At 42.4% G+C, this 18,097-nt stretch carries 12 protein-coding genes and 1 tRNA gene; 9 read left to right on the forward strand and 4 right to left on the reverse strand.

Translation table 11 applies throughout. From position 1 onward, the window contains the following. Nucleotides 1–133: 133 nt before the first annotated feature. Complete coding sequence (locus LKX84_RS07540) at nt 134–1,060, forward strand: PfkB family carbohydrate kinase (RefSeq protein WP_228236523.1); 927 nt, start codon at nt 134–136, stop codon at nt 1,058–1,060. Nucleotides 1,061–1,102: 42 nt separating this feature from the next. After that, a complete protein-coding gene (locus tag LKX84_RS07545) occupies nt 1,103–3,001 on the forward strand; it encodes an amidophosphoribosyltransferase (RefSeq protein WP_228236524.1) in 1,899 nt (632 codons plus the stop codon). A 659-nt stretch (nt 3,002–3,660) separates the two neighbouring features. On the opposite strand, the gene LKX84_RS07550 is transcribed toward LKX84_RS07545, so the two are convergent. After that, entirely contained in the window at nt 3,661–4,269 is a 609-nt protein-coding gene (locus tag LKX84_RS07550) for a superoxide dismutase (RefSeq protein ID WP_228236525.1), read from the reverse strand. 114 nt (nt 4,270–4,383) lie between these two features. Here LKX84_RS07550 and LKX84_RS07555 point away from each other — a divergent pair, with 114 nt between their 5' ends. The 4 genes from LKX84_RS07555 (at nt 4,384) to LKX84_RS07570 (ending at nt 12,985) form a co-directional block, all read left to right on the forward strand. After that, nucleotides 4,384–7,503, forward strand: a complete 3,120-nt coding sequence (locus LKX84_RS07555) for a UvrD-helicase domain-containing protein (RefSeq protein ID WP_228236526.1) — start codon at nt 4,384–4,386, stop codon at nt 7,501–7,503. 11 nt (nt 7,504–7,514) lie between these two features. Further along, nucleotides 7,515–8,708, forward strand: a complete 1,194-nt coding sequence (gene kbl / locus LKX84_RS07560; protein WP_228236527.1) for a glycine C-acetyltransferase — start codon at nt 7,515–7,517, stop codon at nt 8,706–8,708. A gap of 123 nt (nt 8,709–8,831) precedes the next feature. Next, entirely contained in the window at nt 8,832–10,190 is a 1,359-nt protein-coding gene (locus tag LKX84_RS07565; protein ID WP_228236528.1) for an OmpA family protein, read from the forward strand. 65 nt (nt 10,191–10,255) lie between these two features. Continuing rightward, nucleotides 10,256–12,985 (forward strand): PD-(D/E)XK nuclease family protein, encoded by a 2,730-nt coding sequence (locus tag LKX84_RS07570; RefSeq protein WP_228236529.1) that lies wholly within the window; start codon nt 10,256–10,258, stop codon nt 12,983–12,985. Here the strand turns inward: LKX84_RS07570 and LKX84_RS07575 are convergent, their stop codons facing one another. Then, the gene (locus LKX84_RS07575) at nt 12,986–13,693 is read right to left on the reverse strand and encodes an SDR family oxidoreductase (protein ID WP_228236530.1); all 708 of its coding nucleotides are present in this window, start codon (nt 13,691–13,693) and stop codon (nt 12,986–12,988) included. Nucleotides 13,694–13,982: 289 nt separating this feature from the next. On the opposite strand from LKX84_RS07575, the gene LKX84_RS07580 reads away from it, so the two are divergent. Continuing rightward, nucleotides 13,983–14,837, forward strand: coding sequence for a CPBP family intramembrane glutamic endopeptidase (locus LKX84_RS07580; RefSeq protein ID WP_228236531.1), 855 nt, complete (start codon nt 13,983–13,985; stop codon nt 14,835–14,837). Between the two features lie 311 nt (nt 14,838–15,148). Here the strand turns inward: LKX84_RS07580 and LKX84_RS07585 are convergent. Beyond that, nucleotides 15,149–15,222, reverse strand: a tRNA-Ala gene (locus LKX84_RS07585). 57 nt (nt 15,223–15,279) lie between these two features. Beyond that, nucleotides 15,280–16,077 (reverse strand): universal stress protein, encoded by a 798-nt coding sequence (locus LKX84_RS07590; protein WP_228236532.1) that lies wholly within the window; start codon nt 16,075–16,077, stop codon nt 15,280–15,282. Between the two features lie 53 nt (nt 16,078–16,130). Between LKX84_RS07590 and LKX84_RS07595 the strand changes: the two genes are divergently transcribed. Together LKX84_RS07595 and LKX84_RS07600 are read left to right on the forward strand one after the other, a co-directional pair. Further along, nucleotides 16,131–16,628 carry a GNAT family N-acetyltransferase gene (locus tag LKX84_RS07595; RefSeq protein WP_228236533.1) on the forward strand — a complete coding sequence of 166 codons (498 nt, stop codon included), beginning with the start codon at nt 16,131–16,133 and terminating at the stop codon, nt 16,626–16,628. A gap of 12 nt (nt 16,629–16,640) precedes the next feature. Then, nucleotides 16,641–17,975 (forward strand): MATE family efflux transporter, encoded by a 1,335-nt coding sequence (locus LKX84_RS07600; RefSeq protein WP_228236534.1) that lies wholly within the window; start codon nt 16,641–16,643, stop codon nt 17,973–17,975. Nucleotides 17,976–18,097: the final 122 nt, after the last annotated feature.

Genomic DNA, 18,097 nt, shown 5'->3' on the forward strand with positions numbered 1-18,097 from the left:
GAAGTGGAAATCATCAATTTTTTCATTTTAACATTGCACTTGAACTTGTATTTGCTCCTACGCTCTTCTTTATTCCTTTACTTATGATTCTAATTGGAATTTCAAAACGTATATTTGCACCAAAATTCAGGGAATGGGCAAATTGCTGATCGTGGGATCTATGGCCTTTGATGCTATTGAAACCCCTTTTGGAAAGACAGGCAAAATCTTGGGCGGTGCCGGAACCTTCATCGGTCTTGCCGCCTCACAGTTTAAAGTGGATGCCGCCATCGTCTCCGTAGTGGGTGACGACTTTCCCCAGTCCTACATGGATATCCTGAAAAACAAGAACATTGACCTTACCGGTGTGGAAGTGGTGAAAGGTGGAAAAACCTTTTTCTGGGAAGGAAAATACCATAACGACCTGAATTCCCGCGATACCTTGGTCACCGAGCTGAACACTTTGGCCGATTTCAGCCCGATCGTTCCCGACAATTTTACCGATGCCGATGTGGTCATGTTGGGCAACCTGCATCCCAATATCCAAATGAGTGTAATTCATCAAATGGAAAAACGACCAAAGTTGATCATACTGGATACGATGAACTTTTGGATAGACAGTACTTGGGACGAATTGATGGCCGTCATCAAAAAGATTGACGTGATCACCATCAACGATGCCGAAGCAAGGCAGATGACAGGAGAATATTCCTTGGTGAAAGCTGCGGCCAAAATTCAGGAAATGGGCCCAAAATATGTAGTCATCAAAAAAGGGGAACACGGAGCCCTGTTGTTCCATAAAGAGAACATTTTCTTTGCCCCGGCCCTTCCTCTGGAAGAAGTTTTTGATCCCACAGGAGCCGGTGATACCTTCGCAGGTGGATTTGCCGGATATTTGACCGAAACAGGAAATATTTCATTTGAAAGCATGAAGAATGCCATCATCCATGGATCCAACCTGGCCTCCTTTTGTGTGGAACGGTTCGGTACCGATCGGATGGTGAACCTGCAAAAACATGAAGTGGACAGTCGGTTGATGCAGTTTAGGGATTTGACACAGTTCAATATAGAATTAACATAAATACCTGCCCTGAAAATTCGGGGCATTTTTATTTGGTTTGTTATGAGTGATGCCATTAAGCACGAATGCGGAATATCATTGATCCGATTGCTTAAACCCCTGGAGTATTACCAGGAAAAATACGGTACGGCCTTTTACGGGGTGAACAAAATGTACCTGATGATGGAAAAGCAGCATAACCGCGGACAGGATGGTGCTGGTTTTGCAAGCATCAAATTGGACATGAACCCCGGGGAGCGCTATATGAGCAGGGTACGATCTGCCCAACAGCAACCCATTCAAGATATTTTTGCCCAGATCAATCAGCGGATCAATACTACCCTTGCCGAAAACCCCGGACGTGATAAGGACGTGGCCTGGCAAAAAAAGAACATTCCTTATATCGGCGAATTGTTGATGGGACACGTTCGGTATGGCACATTTGGAAAAAACAGCATTGAAAGCGTTCACCCGTTTTTACGCCAAAACAACTGGATGCACCGTAACTTGATCGTTGCCGGAAACTTCAACATGACCAATGTGGATGAGCTTTTTGGCAACTTGGTAGCATTGGGCCAGCACCCTAAGGAATTGGCGGATACGGTGACCGTAATGGAAAAAATAGGTCACTTTTTGGATGATGCGGTGGCCAAACTGTACAAACAGATCAAAAAAGAAGGATTCAACAAAAGGGAAGCTTCCCCTTTGATCGCGGAACGGTTGAACGTGGCCAAGATCTTGAAAAAAGCTTCCAAGAACTGGGACGGTGGCTATACCATGGGCGGTTTGTTGGGCCATGGAGATGCCTTTGTGATGCGTGATCCTGCCGGCATCAGGCCAGCCTATTATTACAAGGATGATGAAGTGGTGGTGGTTGCTTCGGAACGACCCGTTATACAAACCGTTTTCAATGTAAAGTTTGAAGAGGTAAAGGAATTGGACCCCGGACATGCGGTCATTGTAAAGAAAAATGGAAGTGTTTCCCTGAAAGAAATCTTGGAACCCACCGAGCGCAAAGCATGCTCGTTTGAGCGCATCTATTTTTCCCGTGGAAGCGATAAAGAAATCTATCAGGAACGGAAAAAATTGGGCAAATTGGTATTTCCCCAAATTCTGGAATCCATTAACCACGATTTAAAGAACACGGTATTTTCCTATATCCCGAACACTGCCGAAACCTCATTCTTTGGTATGGTGAAAGAAGCCCAGAATTACCTCAACCTGAAAAAAGAGGAACAGATCTTGGCACTTGGTTCCGATATCACCCATGAAAAACTACATAAAATACTTTCGGTACGACCGCGTATCGAGAAAGTGGCCATCAAAGATGCCAAACTAAGAACCTTTATTACGCAGGATAGTAGTCGGGACGATTTGGTAGCCCACGTTTATGACATTTCCTATGGCTCTGTGAAGGAAAACGATAACCTGGTCATTATTGATGATAGTATTGTTCGCGGTACCACACTGAAACGAAGTATCCTGAAAATCCTCGACAGGTTATCACCTAAGAAAATCATCGTGGTTTCCTCCGCCCCACAGATCCGCTACCCGGATTGTTATGGTATTGATATGGCTAAACTGGAAGACTTTGTGGCCTTCAAAGCTGCCCAAGCGCTTCATGAGGAACATGGCACCACCCATATCATCAAAGAGATTTACGAAAAGTGTTTGGCGCAGACTACATCCAAGGACAAGGATGTGGTCAACTACGTAAAAGAATTTTATGCTCCTTTCACCCCTGAACAGGTATCCAAAAAAATTGCAGAAATCTTGAGTCCGGAAGGTATCAATGCCGAAGTGGACATTATTTACCAAACGGTGGAGAGCCTTCATGAGGCTTGTCCAAAAAATTTGGGCGACTGGTATTTTACAGGAGACTACCCCACACCAGGGGGTAATCGTGTAGTGAACAGGGCGTTTATCAACTTCTACGAAGGGAAGAACGAAAGGGCATATTAAGAAATATTTGAATGGGATGCCATTACGTGCATTTCATCGATGAAACTAGCAGATTGGCGGGTTTTTATACACTGGCCACAACACCATCCTACTTTAGTATTGCCATAGCATAAGTAGGTTAAGTTCATGGTAAGATTTGGGGCAAAAAAGGTGGAAGCTATTCCACCTTTTTTATTTTCCCTACTTCCCTAACCATAAAAAAATTCCTCCCTTTCTTGATATTTATCAATAAATCACCCCAAATGAACACTTCAACCAAATAAAGGGAGTTTCATCTAAAAGCTTGTTGGGCAAAATGCCTCTTGCCGTACATTTGGAGGACCATAGCATAAGTAGGTTAAGTTCATGGTAAGATTTGGGGAAAGAAGGCGGAGAACACTCCGCCTTCTTTATGTTTGACTACCAACGATTTATCCATTTTATCGACGAACTGCACGTTTTATTTTTCCCCAGAAATTCAAAAATTTATCCCAAAACCTTTGTTATTTTACACAATACCAGTATTTTAGTCTCGCCATAGCATAAGTAGGTTAAGTTTATGGTAAGATTTGGGACGAAAAGGGCGGGGGCTTCCTCGCCCTTTTCTATTGTAAAAACTTTGGCCAATAAAAAAGCCGTACACAAGGTGCACGGCTCTTCATATTTTAACAAAGGATTCCTTATTTGGCAGCTTTGTAATACTCGGCTACTTTATCCCAATTGATCACATTGTAAAAAGAAGAAATGTAATCAGGTCTCCTGTTCTGATAGTTCAAATAGTAGGCATGTTCCCAAACATCCAAGCCCAAAATGGGTTGACCTCCACAGCCGATACCTGGCATAATGGGATTGTCTTGGTTGGCAGTGGAACAGATGTCCACTTTACCTCCTGGGTGCACACACAACCAAGCCCAACCGGAACCAAAACGGGTTGCAGCTGCAGCTGAAAATTTCTCCTTGAACGCATCAAAGGAACCAAAAGCAGCATCAATGGCGCTGGCCAATTCTCCCGTTGGGGCACCTCCTCCATTTGGGGACATGATTTCCCAGAAAAGGGAGTGGTTGTAAAATCCTCCACCGTTGTTTCTAACGGCCATGTTGGTCATGTCCAGATTGGTTAGGATGTCCTCGATGGATTTACCTTCCAAAGCGGTATCCTTAATGGCATTGTTCAAATTGGTCGTGTAGCCGTTGTGGTGCTTGGTGTGGTGGATTTCCATGGTCCTAGCATCTATATTCGGTTCCAATGCATCGTATGCATACGGTAATTTAGGTAATTCAAAAGCCATAATAATTCTGTTTTTTGTGTTATTACTAATTATGGTAAAAATACGGGTTTTAACAAACATATTCCGCTAAAACCATGTTAACTTGAGGTCGCTAATCCTTATTTTGCGGGAAAAATGGCTTTGGAAGGTTCCAACTTTAAAATATACAGTGCTTCTGCGGGTTCGGGCAAGACCTATGCCCTTACCAAGGAATACCTGAAACTGCTGTTGGCCCACGATTATCCGTTAAAGTTCAGGCAGATTTTGGCCATTACCTTTACCAATAAGGCCGTGAACGAAATGAAAACCCGGATCTTGGACAATCTTCAGGGGTTTGGATTGGAAAAAGTGCCCAAAAAACAGGAGTCACTGTTCCAAGAGCTATGCCAAGAATTGGCACTGAGCGCGGAACAATTAAGAACCCGGTCCAAGCTCATCCTTAAAAGGATCTTGCATAACTATTCCTTTTTTGAAATATCCACCATAGATAAGTTCAACCATAAAATCATCAAGACGTTTGCGCGGGACTTGCATCTTTCGCAAAATTTTGAAGTGGAACTGGACCTTGACCTCCTTTTGGAAGAAGCGGTAGGCAGACTTTTGGAACGCGCCGGAAGTGACGAAGAACTAACGGAAGTGCTGATCGCTTTTTCCCTAGAAAAAATTGATGATGACAAAAGTTGGGACATTACCCGGGATCTCATCGAAATGGGAAAACTGCTATTTCAGGAAAACCATGCCGAACATGTGGAGCCTTTAAAATCGAAATCCATCGGAGATTTTCAGGATATCCAAAAGAATATTGCTTTGAAAATGGAGAAAATTGGTTCCTCCATTAAAATGGATGCCGAGAAAGCCCTCCAAGAAATGGAAAACCAAGGTTTTGATTTTGCCGATTTTCCTCGACAAACCCTACCTAACCATTTCATCAAACTAAAGGAAGGAGAAGTACAGCCCGATAAATTGTACACCAACAAGCTGGAACAAAACCTTACCGAAGGCAATATTCTGAAAGCCAGTGACAAACGGGACATATCCTCATTGGCTGGCACTTTGCTTCAATTGTATTTGAAAATCAAGCAATTGGTCTATCAACATGCCTATTTGAAGAACATTTACGGCAATATTGTTCCCATGACGGTGCTAAACGAAATCGCCAAAGAAATCAAGAACATAGAACTGGACAAGGATCTTATTCCTATTTCATCCCTGAACGCCATCCTTTCCAAAGAAATTAAAGACCAACCTGTTCCATTTATTTATGAGCGGATGGGCGAAAAATACCGCCACTATTTTATTGATGAGTTTCAGGATACCTCTAAAATGCAATGGGACAATTTGGTTCCCTTAATCGGCAATGCCCTGGAGAGCGAAAATGAACGGAATGAGCAAGGTTCCCTGTTTTTGGTGGGCGATGTGAAGCAGGCCATTTACCGGTGGCGGGGTGGCAAGGCAGAACAATTTCTGGATTTGATGAACGGAAAATCACATCCTTTTGTGGTGGAACCCAACATCCATTCTTTGGGGACCAACTGGCGAAGTCGGGATGAGATCGTGGGCTTCAACAATACCTTCTTTACTACCGTTGCCCCAGTGCTTCAAAATGAAGACTACCAAAACCTATTTTTAAAGGATTCCCATCAGAAGCCCAACAACAACCCAGGAGGTTATGTGCAATTAACTTTTTTGGACAAGGACACCGAAGAAAAGGAGCAAGCGTATTGCGGTTTGGTATTGGAAACCATCCAACAAATACTTTCTGAAAAGTATGCGTATGCCGATATCTGCATTTTGGTCCGCGATAATAAAAATGGCATGCTCTTGGCCGATTTCCTTGCTAAAAACAACATTCCCATTATTTCTTCGGATGCACTGCTGTTGGCCCATAACGACAAGGTCGCGTTTTTGGTCGCCATCCTCAGGATATGTGAAAACACGAATGATCGCGAAGCCGCTTTTCAAATTTTGATGTATCTGTCGCAAGGCGAAAAGGACATTCACGGTTTCATTTCGGAACATATAGGCGAAATGGAGCGGTTCCTAGCACTTGAATACGGATTCGCTATTTCCAAATGGAGGGGACAATCGGTTTTCACCTTGTTGGAAAAAGCCATTGCGCAGTTCAACCTGACCGAAGGTTCCATTGCGCATATTACCTTTTTAATGGACGAAGTGCTGGATGTTGAAAAACGGGAAGGGCCAAGTGTACATGCTTTCCTTAACTATTGGGAAGTTAAAAAATCGACCCTTTCCATTGCGGCACCGGATGATGTGAATGCTGTTCGGATCATGACGGTACATAAAGCAAAAGGATTGGAATTCCCTTTTGTGATTTTTCCCTTTGCCACCTCGTCTTTGAAGAAACCTAGTTCCAAGCTTTGGGTGTCCGCCACCGAAAAAGAAAAAGCCTTGGGACTTGATGCTTTTTTGGTCAACACCAAAAAGGACATGCTCGAATACAACCCTATTGCCGCCGCCATATATTCTGATGAAGAACAGAAATCGGTGTTGGATGCCATGAACGTGCTTTATGTGGCACTGACCAGACCCGTTAATGGGCTTTTCATTTTTACGGAAAAAGGGAAAGATGTTATTATGGTTGAGGAGGCTCAGACCTATTCCGACCTGTTTCAAGAATATCTAAAAAGTAAAGGGCTCTATCAGGAAGAACTGCATACCTACAGCTTTGGTTCATTTCCCAAAAATTTGGATAATCAGCATCAACCTGAAGCAGATGAAAATCACATCACCTACGTAACCCGACCCAAAGGGGATACTGGGTTTACCATTTCAACCAAATCAGGTAGATTATGGGACGATGAACGCATTGAGGCCATTGAAATGGGGAACGTTATTCATTTTGCCTTAAGCCAAATCAAATATGCGGATGAAGTTCCCCAAGTAATCGAAAATCTTCAGCTAGATGGATATTTCTCCAAAGACGCTGCAAAGGACATGGAGGATAAACTTTTGGAAGTGGTCCACCATCCTCAATTGAAGGACTTTTTCCAAGAAAATCTACAAGTACTGAACGAACAGGAAATCCTTACCTCCACGGGTATTTCGTTACGGCCGGATAGGATCGTGATCTCGGGAAAAGAAGCCATCATCTTGGATTACAAGACTGGAAAGCCATCACCCTCACACAAGGAACAGATCATGCAATACGCCGATGTGCTAAAAGAAATGGATTATGAAATCAAACATGCCATTATTGTTTATATTGACCAAAAAATAGAACCTGTTTTCGTTTAACTCATACAACCATGTACGGAAAAATAAAAGAACACTTGGCCAATGAGCTGGAAGCCATTAAAGAAGCCGGCCTTTATAAAAAAGAACGTATCATTACTTCTCCCCAAGGGGCCGTGATCAAAATCTCTACGGGGCAAGAGGTCATCAATTTTTGTGCAAACAATTATCTGGGGCTTTCCTCTCATCCCGAAGTCATCCAAGCAGCAAAGGATGTAATGGATACCCATGGTTTTGGGATGTCGTCGGTCCGGTTCATCTGCGGTACCCAAGACATCCATAAGGAATTGGAGCAAAAGATCGCCGATTTTTACGGCACCGAGGATACCATATTATATGCTGCGGCATTCGATGCCAATGGTGGCGTGTTTGAACCTTTATTGAATGAGGAAGACGCCATTATCTCGGATTCCCTGAATCATGCCTCGATCATTGATGGGGTGCGGCTCTGCAAGGCGAAGCGTTATCGCTACGCCAACAGCGATATGGCCGATTTGGAGGCGCAATTAAAACAAAGCACAAAAGATGGTGCCCGTTTTAAGATCATTGTAACAGATGGGGTGTTCTCTATGGATGGATTGGTAGCGCCATTGGACAAAATCTGTGACTTGGCGGATAAATACGATGCCATGGTCATGATCGATGAATGTCATGCCGCTGGTTTCATCGGGGAAACTGGTCGTGGAACTTTGGAAGAAAAAGGCGTAATGGGCCGTATCGATATCATCACCGGAACCTTAGGTAAAGCTTTAGGTGGTGCCATGGGAGGTTACACCACCGGAAAAAAGGAAATCATTGAAATCCTTCGTCAGCGTTCTCGCCCATATTTGTTTTCCAATTCGTTGGCCCCGGCCATTGTGGGTGCCTCCATCAAGGTTTTTGAAATGTTGGACAAGGATACTACCCTCCGAGACAAGCTGCAAAGCAACACGGAATACTTCAAAAAAGGAATGAAAGCCGCAGGTTTTGATATTATCGATGGCGATTCTGCCATTGTTCCTGTAATGCTATACGATGCCAAACTGGCCCAAAAAATGGCCGATATGCTCTTGGAAGAAGGCATTTATGTGATCGGATTCTTCTATCCTGTGGTACCGAAAGACAAAGCGCGCATCAGGGTTCAATTGTCCGCAGCGCATGAAAAGGAACATTTGGACCATGCAATAAATGCCTTCATCAAGGTAGGAAAATCGTTAAAAATCGTCTAAAATCGTTGAAATGCAGCAAAACTGCTAGCAAATGAGTTGAAAAAAAAGAAATTTAGATTTTGTTAATAAGTCTTAACAACTTACATTTGCTGCTGATAAACACTTAAACTTAAAATTTTGAGCATGAAACATCTTAGCAAATTATTGGTTGTTGCCCTAGTGTTTGTAGGGGTTAACAGCATACAAGCGCAAGACGAGAATAATCCATGGCAGGTGAGCATTGGAGTGAATGCTATTGACGCATATCCAACCAATGATGAGAATAACCCATTCTCCAGTACTACATTGTTCGATGAGTACTTCAACGTATCCGACCACTGGAATATCTTGCCTTCAGTTTCTTATGTTGCCGTTTCTAAGTATATCGGCGATGGTTTCTCTGTTGGAGCAAGAGGTTCTTTGAACAGAATCGAGAAAATCGGAGATATGTCCGTGGACGATCTTTCGCACTATGCTATCGATGGTACCATTAAATACAATATCCTAAAAAACACTACTATCGATCCTTTCGTAGAAATTGGCGGTGGTTATACTTGGATTGATGAAATCGGTGCTGGTACTGTGAACGGTGGAGTTGGTATCAACTTCTGGTTCTCAGAAAACGTAGGTTTGACTGTTCAGACCCAATACAAGCACGCTTTCGAAGATTACTTGATCAAGCATTTCCAACACTTGGCTGGTATCAGCATCAAGTTTGGTGGTACTGACACCGATGGTGACGGTATCTACGACAAAGACGACGCTTGTCCAGAAGTAGCTGGTTTGGCTGCTTTCAACGGATGTCCTGATTCTGACGGTGACGGTATCGAAGATTCTAAAGATAGCTGCCCTAACGCTGCTGGTCCAAAAGAATTGAATGGTTGTCCTGATTCTGACGGTGACGGTGTAGCTGACAAAGATGACGCTTGTCCAAGCACTCCAGGTCTTGCTGCTCTAGCTGGTTGTCCTGATGCTGATGGTGACGGTGTAGCTGATAAAGATGACGCTTGTCCAAACGAAGCTGGTCCTGCTGCCAACAAAGGTTGCCCATGGCCTGATACTGACGGTGACGGTGTTCTTGACAAAGACGATCAGTGTCCAGAAGTAGCTGGTACTGTTGCTAACAACGGTTGTCCTGAAGTAACTGAAGAAGTTCAAAAACAATTGAACGATTACGCTAGAACTATCTTGTTCGATACTGGTAAATCTTCTATCAAAGCAGAATCTACTTCTGTAATGGTTGACATCATCCAAATCTTGAACGAGTATCCTAACGCTAAGTTCACTGTTGAAGGTCACACTGACAGTGTAGGTAGTGAAGCTACCAACCAAAAACTTTCTGAGTCAAGAGCTAACTCTGTAAGAGACTTCTTGATCGACAAAGGTATCTCTGCTGGTAGATTGACTGCTATCGGTTACGGTGAGGCTAAGCCAATCGCTACAAACAATACCGCTGCTGGTAGAAAGCAAAACAGACGAGTTGAAATCAACTTGGTAAAATAATTAGGAAACAAAAGTTTTCTTTAGAAAAGGCCCTGCAAATGCAGGGCCTTTTTTATTTTTAATGCATGCACAACACCTTCCTAGAACATGTACTGGACGACTTGGAAAAAAAGCAATTTCACTTTGCTTCCTGCACCTTTGTTTTGCCCAGTAAACGCTCAGGAACCTTTTTAAAAAGACACATCTCCGAAAGATTGGAGCAAAACATATTTTGTCCTCCTATCTTATCCATCCAGGATTTTATCGGGAACATTTCAGGATTGCAGCAAGCCGCAAACGTAGATTTACTTCTCACCCTTTTTGAGGTTTACAAGGATTCAGGAATCAAGCAACATGATGATTTTTCGGCTTTCATCAAATGGGGTCAAACCTTGCTAATGGATTTTAACGACATTGATGGGTATTTGATTCCGGCAAATGATATACTGAATTACCTATCGGCCATCAAGGAACTCAACCATTGGTCCCTTAGCAAGGAAAAAACGGAAATCATTGAAAACTATTTGCAACTATGGGGAAATTTGGAACCCATCTACCAAAAGTTCACCTCCATTCTATTGGAACAAAAACGGGCCTACCAAGGTTTGGTTCAGCGAGTTGCCGTTGAAAATTTGAACAAGGCACATGTGGCAACTCCAGAAAATCCGGTTGTGTTCGTTGGTTTCAATGCCCTAAACAATGCAGAAGCCAAAATTATCCAACATTATTTGGAGCATGGCAATACCTATGTTTATTGGGATATTGATACTTACTTCTTGAATGACCCTGTACACGATGCCGGTTTGTTCATCAGGAAGTATCAAAGGGAATGGCCCTATTACATCCATAAAGGTAAAATTGAACCACAAAACAGCTTTCTCAATGCTAAATGGATTGAGATAACCGGGGTCCCGAAAAGTATGTCCCAGACCAAATTTGTGGGACAACTTTTGCAGCAAATGGCTCAGGAAAAAGGTGTCGATTTACAAAATACCGCAGTTGTCCTAGCCGATGAAACCCTGCTTGAACCCGTGTTGAAAGCGGTTCCTTCGGAAATTGGTCGCGTAAACATCACCATGGGACTTCCCCTGAACAAAACCGTACTCCACTCTTTCTTTCTGTCCTTTTTGGAATTGAATATCGGGGTTTCAGAGCGGGGATGGTTCTATAAACATGTGCTGGAATTTTTGGCCAATCCTTACTTGCTTACCATTTCATCCAATGAAAACATTGATTTTGCCCCACTACTGTCCAAGGATATCAAAGAAGGGAATTGGTTGTATGTTACGGAACGAATGCTTTCAAAATATACAGGAGCCGATGAAACCCTCTCTGTAATTTTCCCTTCAAAAAAAGTAAACGCTAAGGAGTGGATCCAAAATTGCTTGAAACTTATTCAACGTTTGAAGGATATCTTTCAGGGACAACAAAATGCCCTTGAACTGGAATACTTATACCGATTCTATTCCCTGTTCAATCAACTGGATCAATATTTAGAGGGTGTGGAATTTATGTCAGAATTGAAATCCATAAAAAACCTTTTTAAGCAATTATCCTCCATGGAGACCTTGGATTTCATTGGGGAACCTTTGTCCGGACTACAGATCATGGGAATGCTCGAAAGCCGGAACCTGGATTTTGAAACAGTCATCATCACCTCGGTGAACGAGGGCATCCTGCCATCCGGAAAGTCCAACAATTCCTTTATCCCTTTTGATGTAAAGCGGGATTACGGACTCCCCACCTACAAGGAAAAGGACGCCATTTATACCTACCACTTTTACCGACTCTTGCAGCGGGCAAAAAATGTACATATTATCTACAACACCGAACCTGATGTGCTGGAAGGAGGCGAAAAAAGCAGGCTCATTTCACAATTGCTCACCGATGAAAACCTGAAGCCTTATATCTCCCACAACATTGTGTCGCCACAGGTAAAAATCGATTCTAAACCCCCTTTGGAATTGATTAAACAAGGTGCTTTATTGGAAGACATCAAATCGTTTGCACAAAATGGCTTTTCACCTACGTCACTGACCAATTACATCAAAAACCCAATTGATTTTTACACTCGGAATATTTTAAAAATCAATGATTTGGAAGAAGTAGAGGAGAACATTGCCGCGAATACCTTCGGCACTATTGTACATGATAGTTTGGAAGAATTATACACTCCATTGATCGGCAGTTTCTTGGCAAAGGATAATGTTTCAGCTTTGAAACCGAAGGTTCCATCCATTGTTGAAGGGCATTTCCGAAAGAACCTAACGGGTGTGGACATTAAAAAAGGGAAGTATCTGCTAGTGTACAATGTGATTGTAAAGTATCTGAAAAACTTTATCGATTTGGAGTTGGAACAGGTACAGAACCACCAGATCAAGCTCTTGGCCTTGGAACAAAAATATGTGGAAGAGCTATCCATTCCGTCCGTACCGTTTCCTGTTATTTTAAAAGGCACCTTAGATCGTGTGGATGAAGTTGATGGAACCCTTCGCATCATCGATTACAAAACCGGAAAGGTAGAACCTAAAAACGTGAAGGTTACGGATTGGGAAGAATTGATTACCAATTATGATAAGAGCAAAGCCTTCCAATTGCTCTGTTATGCCTATCTCTATTCCAAAAAACATTCGGTTCATCAGATGAAGGCAGGTATTTATTCCTTTAAAAATTTAAGCAAGGGATTGTTCTCCTTCACGGAGGACAAAAATGACATTATCGACGGTCAAACCCTTTCTACCTTTGAAAGTTATTTGTATCGACTTATCCTTGAAATCTGTTCTCTGGAAATTCCCCTTACCGAAAAAACGGATTGATTATTTCAAATCTGGACGCGTGGGACGCACTTCAATTTTACTGGGCAAGGTACGGGGATGCATCCTCAACAAGTCCACTACCAATTGTCCGATGTCCTCTGGTTGTATTTTCCAAGCATCTTGATCCGAGGGTACATGATCGTTAAAATGGGTAGCGACGGAACCTGGCATAATGGTGGTTACCTTGATGTTGTACTTTCTAAGGTCCAACATGGCGGCTTGGGTAAAGCCCACGACCCCAAACTTGGTAGCATTGTATCCGGCGGCGGTTGCAAAAAAGTTGGTTCCGGCCAAACTGGCCAAGGTCATATAATACCCTTCAGATTCTTTGAGCGCCTCCACTGACGCTTTCAAGGTGTGGAAGACCCCATTTAAGTTGGTATCGATCATTTGATGCCAATCGCCTTCGGTTATTTGATCTATTGGGGCAAAATGCCCAACTCCTGCATTGGCCATAACCACATCCAATCGGCCCCATTTCTTTAAAATAGCTTCAACGGCTTTTACCTCATCTTCCAACTTGGAAACATCGGAAACCAAGCCCAAAACAGCATCATTATTGAAGCTTTTTAAAGCCTCCTCCACACTTTTGGGACTCCTTCCGCTAATAGCGACCTTCATGCCCTGTTCCAAAAGGCTTTCCGCAATTCCGTATCCTATTCCTTTGGTGCCCCCAGTGATGTAGGCCACTTTTCCAAGTAAACTCATGATCTTTTATTTTGAAGTAAAGTTCAATAAAGAGAAGGGCAAAAACAAAAAAACCATCCTAAAGGATGGTTAATGTTTATTGGCAACAAACCGCGGGATTCATCTTGATTTAAGATGGGTCTATCCGATGATTTTTTTAATATCATTATTCTTACTAGTGGAATAGCAACATTCAAGGTGAGAATCGTAATCATTGAATTCCGTAGTCAGAATAGAATCCGAGAAAGAGTTCATTAGTAACAAAACCTTACCCTGCTCGTCGAATTATTACAATCAATCAAAAAATAAAATGTCAAAATCAACAGCGCAAAAGAAAGAAACATGGAATACTTTAGGTGTCTTTTTCATTCTGCTCATCTCTTTTAGTTCAATTGCATACTACGCAATTTTAAAATTAAATCCCACAAGCATTTATGTAGGTTTATTGATGATTTCCCCAGCTTTGGCCGCTTTTCTAACTTTAAAAATCAAGAAAAGGCCCATTTCAAGTTTACCTTGGAGTTTGAAGGACCTGAAATACTTAAAACTTTCGTTCTTCACCCCAATTCTTTATGTCTCCATAGCATATGCTTTACTATGGGTCTTTGGTTTTGGAAGTTTTGTGAATACAGAAACCATTACCGAATGGAGTAATGAATTGGGTATTGGAGGATACAATCAAACGCTTGTCATACTTGCAATGGTATTTTTATTGCTGACGGTTGGAGTAATTAAAAACTTGGGCTCCACCTTGGGAGAAGAAATCGGTTGGCGAGGTTTTCTCATATTCGAATTGCGAAAGGTCATGTCTTTTAAAGCACTTGTCATTTTCAGCGGTATTGTTTGGGCTGTTTGGCACTATCCTATAATCTATCTTATTTACGGAAGAGGGGACAGTCTTCTAATGCATATGGGTGCTTTTACCATAATGATAATGGGCATATGCGTGATTTTGGCCTATTTCACTTTTAAGTCCAAAAGCTTATGGCCGGCTGCCATTTACCATTCCGTTCACAATATTTATATCCAGAAAATATGTTCCCCTTTGACCTCGTCAAATGAAAACACGGCATTTTGGATAGATGAATACGGATTCATGATTCCCATTGTTACTACTGTTTTTGCGATTTACTTTTTAGTAAAGGCAAGGAAGGAAAAGTTATAGCATAAAAAAAGCACCTTGTTCAGGTGCTTTCAACTTTAGTGGAGAATACCGTCCCGATAGCTATCGGGAGAACCGGTGGCCTTTCAAACTGATCTGGATTAATGGTGGCCATGCACCCAAACCCCGCAACAATATTCCATAAAAAAGCACCTTGTACAGGTGCTTTCAATTTTAGTGGAGAATACCGTCCCGATAGCTATCGGGAGAACCGGTGGCCTTTCAAACTGATCTGGATTAATGGTGGCCATACACCAAACCCCGCAACAATATTCCATAAAAAAAGCACCTTGTACAGGTGCTTTCAATTTTAGTGGAGAATACCGGATTCGAACCGGTGGCCTCTTGCATGCCATGCAAGCGCTCTAGCCAACTGAGCTAATCCCCCAAAGAGAGCGCAAAGGAAATACTTTTTTCCGAAAGTATCAAAATTTACATCCTTTCCTTAGTCTTTTTTAACGCTCAACACCAATACGGGCACCGGCACATGAAACTCCGATTTTAATATGGTGTTCTTCTCCCAAAGCTTTTTAAAGAAACCTCTTTTCCTTCGGAACACACACAACATATCCGGATGCTCTTCATGGTAAAATTCCATCACTCCCAAATAAGTAGTGGCATTCTCTGTGATGGTCAGTTTTTTGCTTAAGTCCAAAAGTGCCGTATTCACCTTTAGATCGTCTTCGGAATATCCTGGTCTTTTTACCAACAACAAGCTTACTTCCGATTTAAACTTATTCTTGATGGTCGCCAATGGGGTAAGGATACTGCTCCTTTTCAGGATACCCGATCCAAAAGCGGTCATTATCTTTTTTATCGGCTTGAAAGTAGTGCCTTTGGGCACGATCAAGGTCGGTATATCAGTCTGTTTAATGATTCTTCCCGATGTATTCCCCAAATACAGTTCTTCTTTTATATCGTTACTTTTTGGAGCGATGATGATCAAATCAATACCCAATTCTTTGTTGATGTCGTTCAAACCATCAATAATGTCGCCTGTGTAAGTGGCAATTTTAATTTCAATGTTTTTGGTATCCACCTCATCGATCACCTCCTTCAAATGTTCCTTGTTACTTTTGGCCACCTTCTCTTCCACATTGGCCAAACTACCCATGGCCGTAGCGACCGAGATTACATCCATCACAAAAATCTTGGCACCGAAATTTGTGGCAAAATCTACAGCATATTGCAATGTTTTTGAAGAATCTGGGGAAGTCCCGATCGGAACGAGAATGTTGTTCATGGTTTGGTGATTATGATTAAACCTTAAATTTACAATTAAATTGAAACGAATCAATGATACGACGCGCAAAGATATCTGAAATACCCGATATCTTATCCATTACCCGATTATGTGCCCTTAAAATGGAGCAAAACGGCATTTTTCAATGGAACGAACATTATCCTTCCGAAGCGGCTTTCCTAAAAGATATAGCACGAGATGAACTCTATGTCATTGAAGAAGGTTCCATATTGGGCACCATTGTGGTTTCCACCTTTATGGACGAGGAGTACATTCCCATTCAGTGGCTCACTACAAGCGGCAACAGCACCTACATTCACCGACTTTCCGTGCATCCTGAACATCAAGGAAAGGGATTGGCACAAAAGCTCATGGATTTTGCTGAAGCGTATTCCAAGGAAAATCAATTTGTCTCCGTACGTTTGGATACCTTTTCCCAAAACCATCGAAATCAAAGGTTTTACGAGCAACGTGGCTACCAAAAGTTAGGCGACATCTTTTTCCCAAAACAAAGTGAACACCCTTTTCACTGTTACGAATTGGTACTGTAACTTACCAACGATTTGAGCACACAGGTAAATTTTAGGACCATCAACCAATTGGCAATTCCCGCCACCATTTCGGGCATTGCGGAGCCCATTCTTTCCATTACGGACACAGCCATTGTGGGCAATATTCCAACGGATAGTTTGGAGTCGTTAGCGGCGGCCGGCATTGTGGGTTCCTTTTTATCGATGTTGATTTGGGTCTTGGGACAGACGCGTAGTTCCATTTCGGCCATAATTTCACAGTATTTGGGAGCCGGACGATTGGAAGAAGTAAAACATCTTCCTGCCCAGGCCATTTTCTTCAATATTTTGTTGAGTGTCGTCGTGTTGGTGTCCACAGTTTTTGTGATCGAGGAGATCTTTACACTGTTCAACGCTACCGGAAAAATCTTGCACTACTGCGTTTCCTATTATTCCATTCGGGTTTGGGGATTTCCGTTAACGCTTTTCACATTTGCCATTTTTGGTATTTTTCGAGGGCTACAGAACACCTTTTACCCCATGGTCATTGCCATAATCGGGGCGGTGTTGAACATTGGCCTCGACTTTCTTTTGGTCTATGGTGTGGAAGGATGGATTCCCGCCATGTATCTGGAAGGGGCCGCTTGGGCCAGTCTTATTTCCCAGGCCATCATGGCCCTCTTGGCCTTTATCCTATTGCTGAAAAAGACCGAAATCAGTATGAAGTTGGTCTTTCCGCTCAACAAAGAACTGAAACGGGTCGTTTTTATGAGCCTCAATCTTTTTGTCCGTGCCATTGCTCTTAACGTAGCTTTAATCCTGGCTGTTCGCGAAGCCACTGCCCTGGGTGATCGTTTCATCGGGGCACATACCATTGCCATCAACCTATGGTTGTTCGCGGCGTTTTTTATTGATGGATTCGCGGCAGCAGGAAACAGCATGGGCGGAAAACTTTTGGGAGCTGGTGATTATAATGGCCTTTGGACATTGGCGAAAAAAATAGTGTTGTACGGCATGGTGGTCAGTTGCATTTTGATGTTGTGCGGATTCGTCTTTTACCATCCGATAGGACAGCTTTTTTCCAACGACATCTTGGTGTTGGATACGTTTTACGGCATATTCTATATTGTGATTCTGGGATTGCCCATGAATACTTTGGCTTTTGTGTTTGATGGACTTTTCAAGGGATTGGGCGAAATGAAATATTTACGCAATGTGTTGCTCACTGCAACGTTTTTAGGGTTTGTGCCCATGCTCTATCTCGGTAAGCTGTTGGGATGGGGTTTCTATGCCATTTGGGTGGCCTTCGTCATCTGGATGTTGATCCGCGGATTTGCCCTACTTTGGAAATTTGATAGAAAATTCAGGCCCTTGGTCCAAAACCCGTAATTTAGCAACGCCAGAAGTCAGATAATTGATAATTGATAATTGATAATTGATAATTGATAATTGATAATTGATAATTGATAATTGATAATTGCTTATTGTTCATTGTAAATTGTTCATTGAAA

The organism is Allomuricauda sp. M10, assembly GCF_020782875.1.
Taxonomy (GTDB): Bacteria; Bacteroidota; Bacteroidia; order Flavobacteriales; family Flavobacteriaceae; genus Flagellimonas.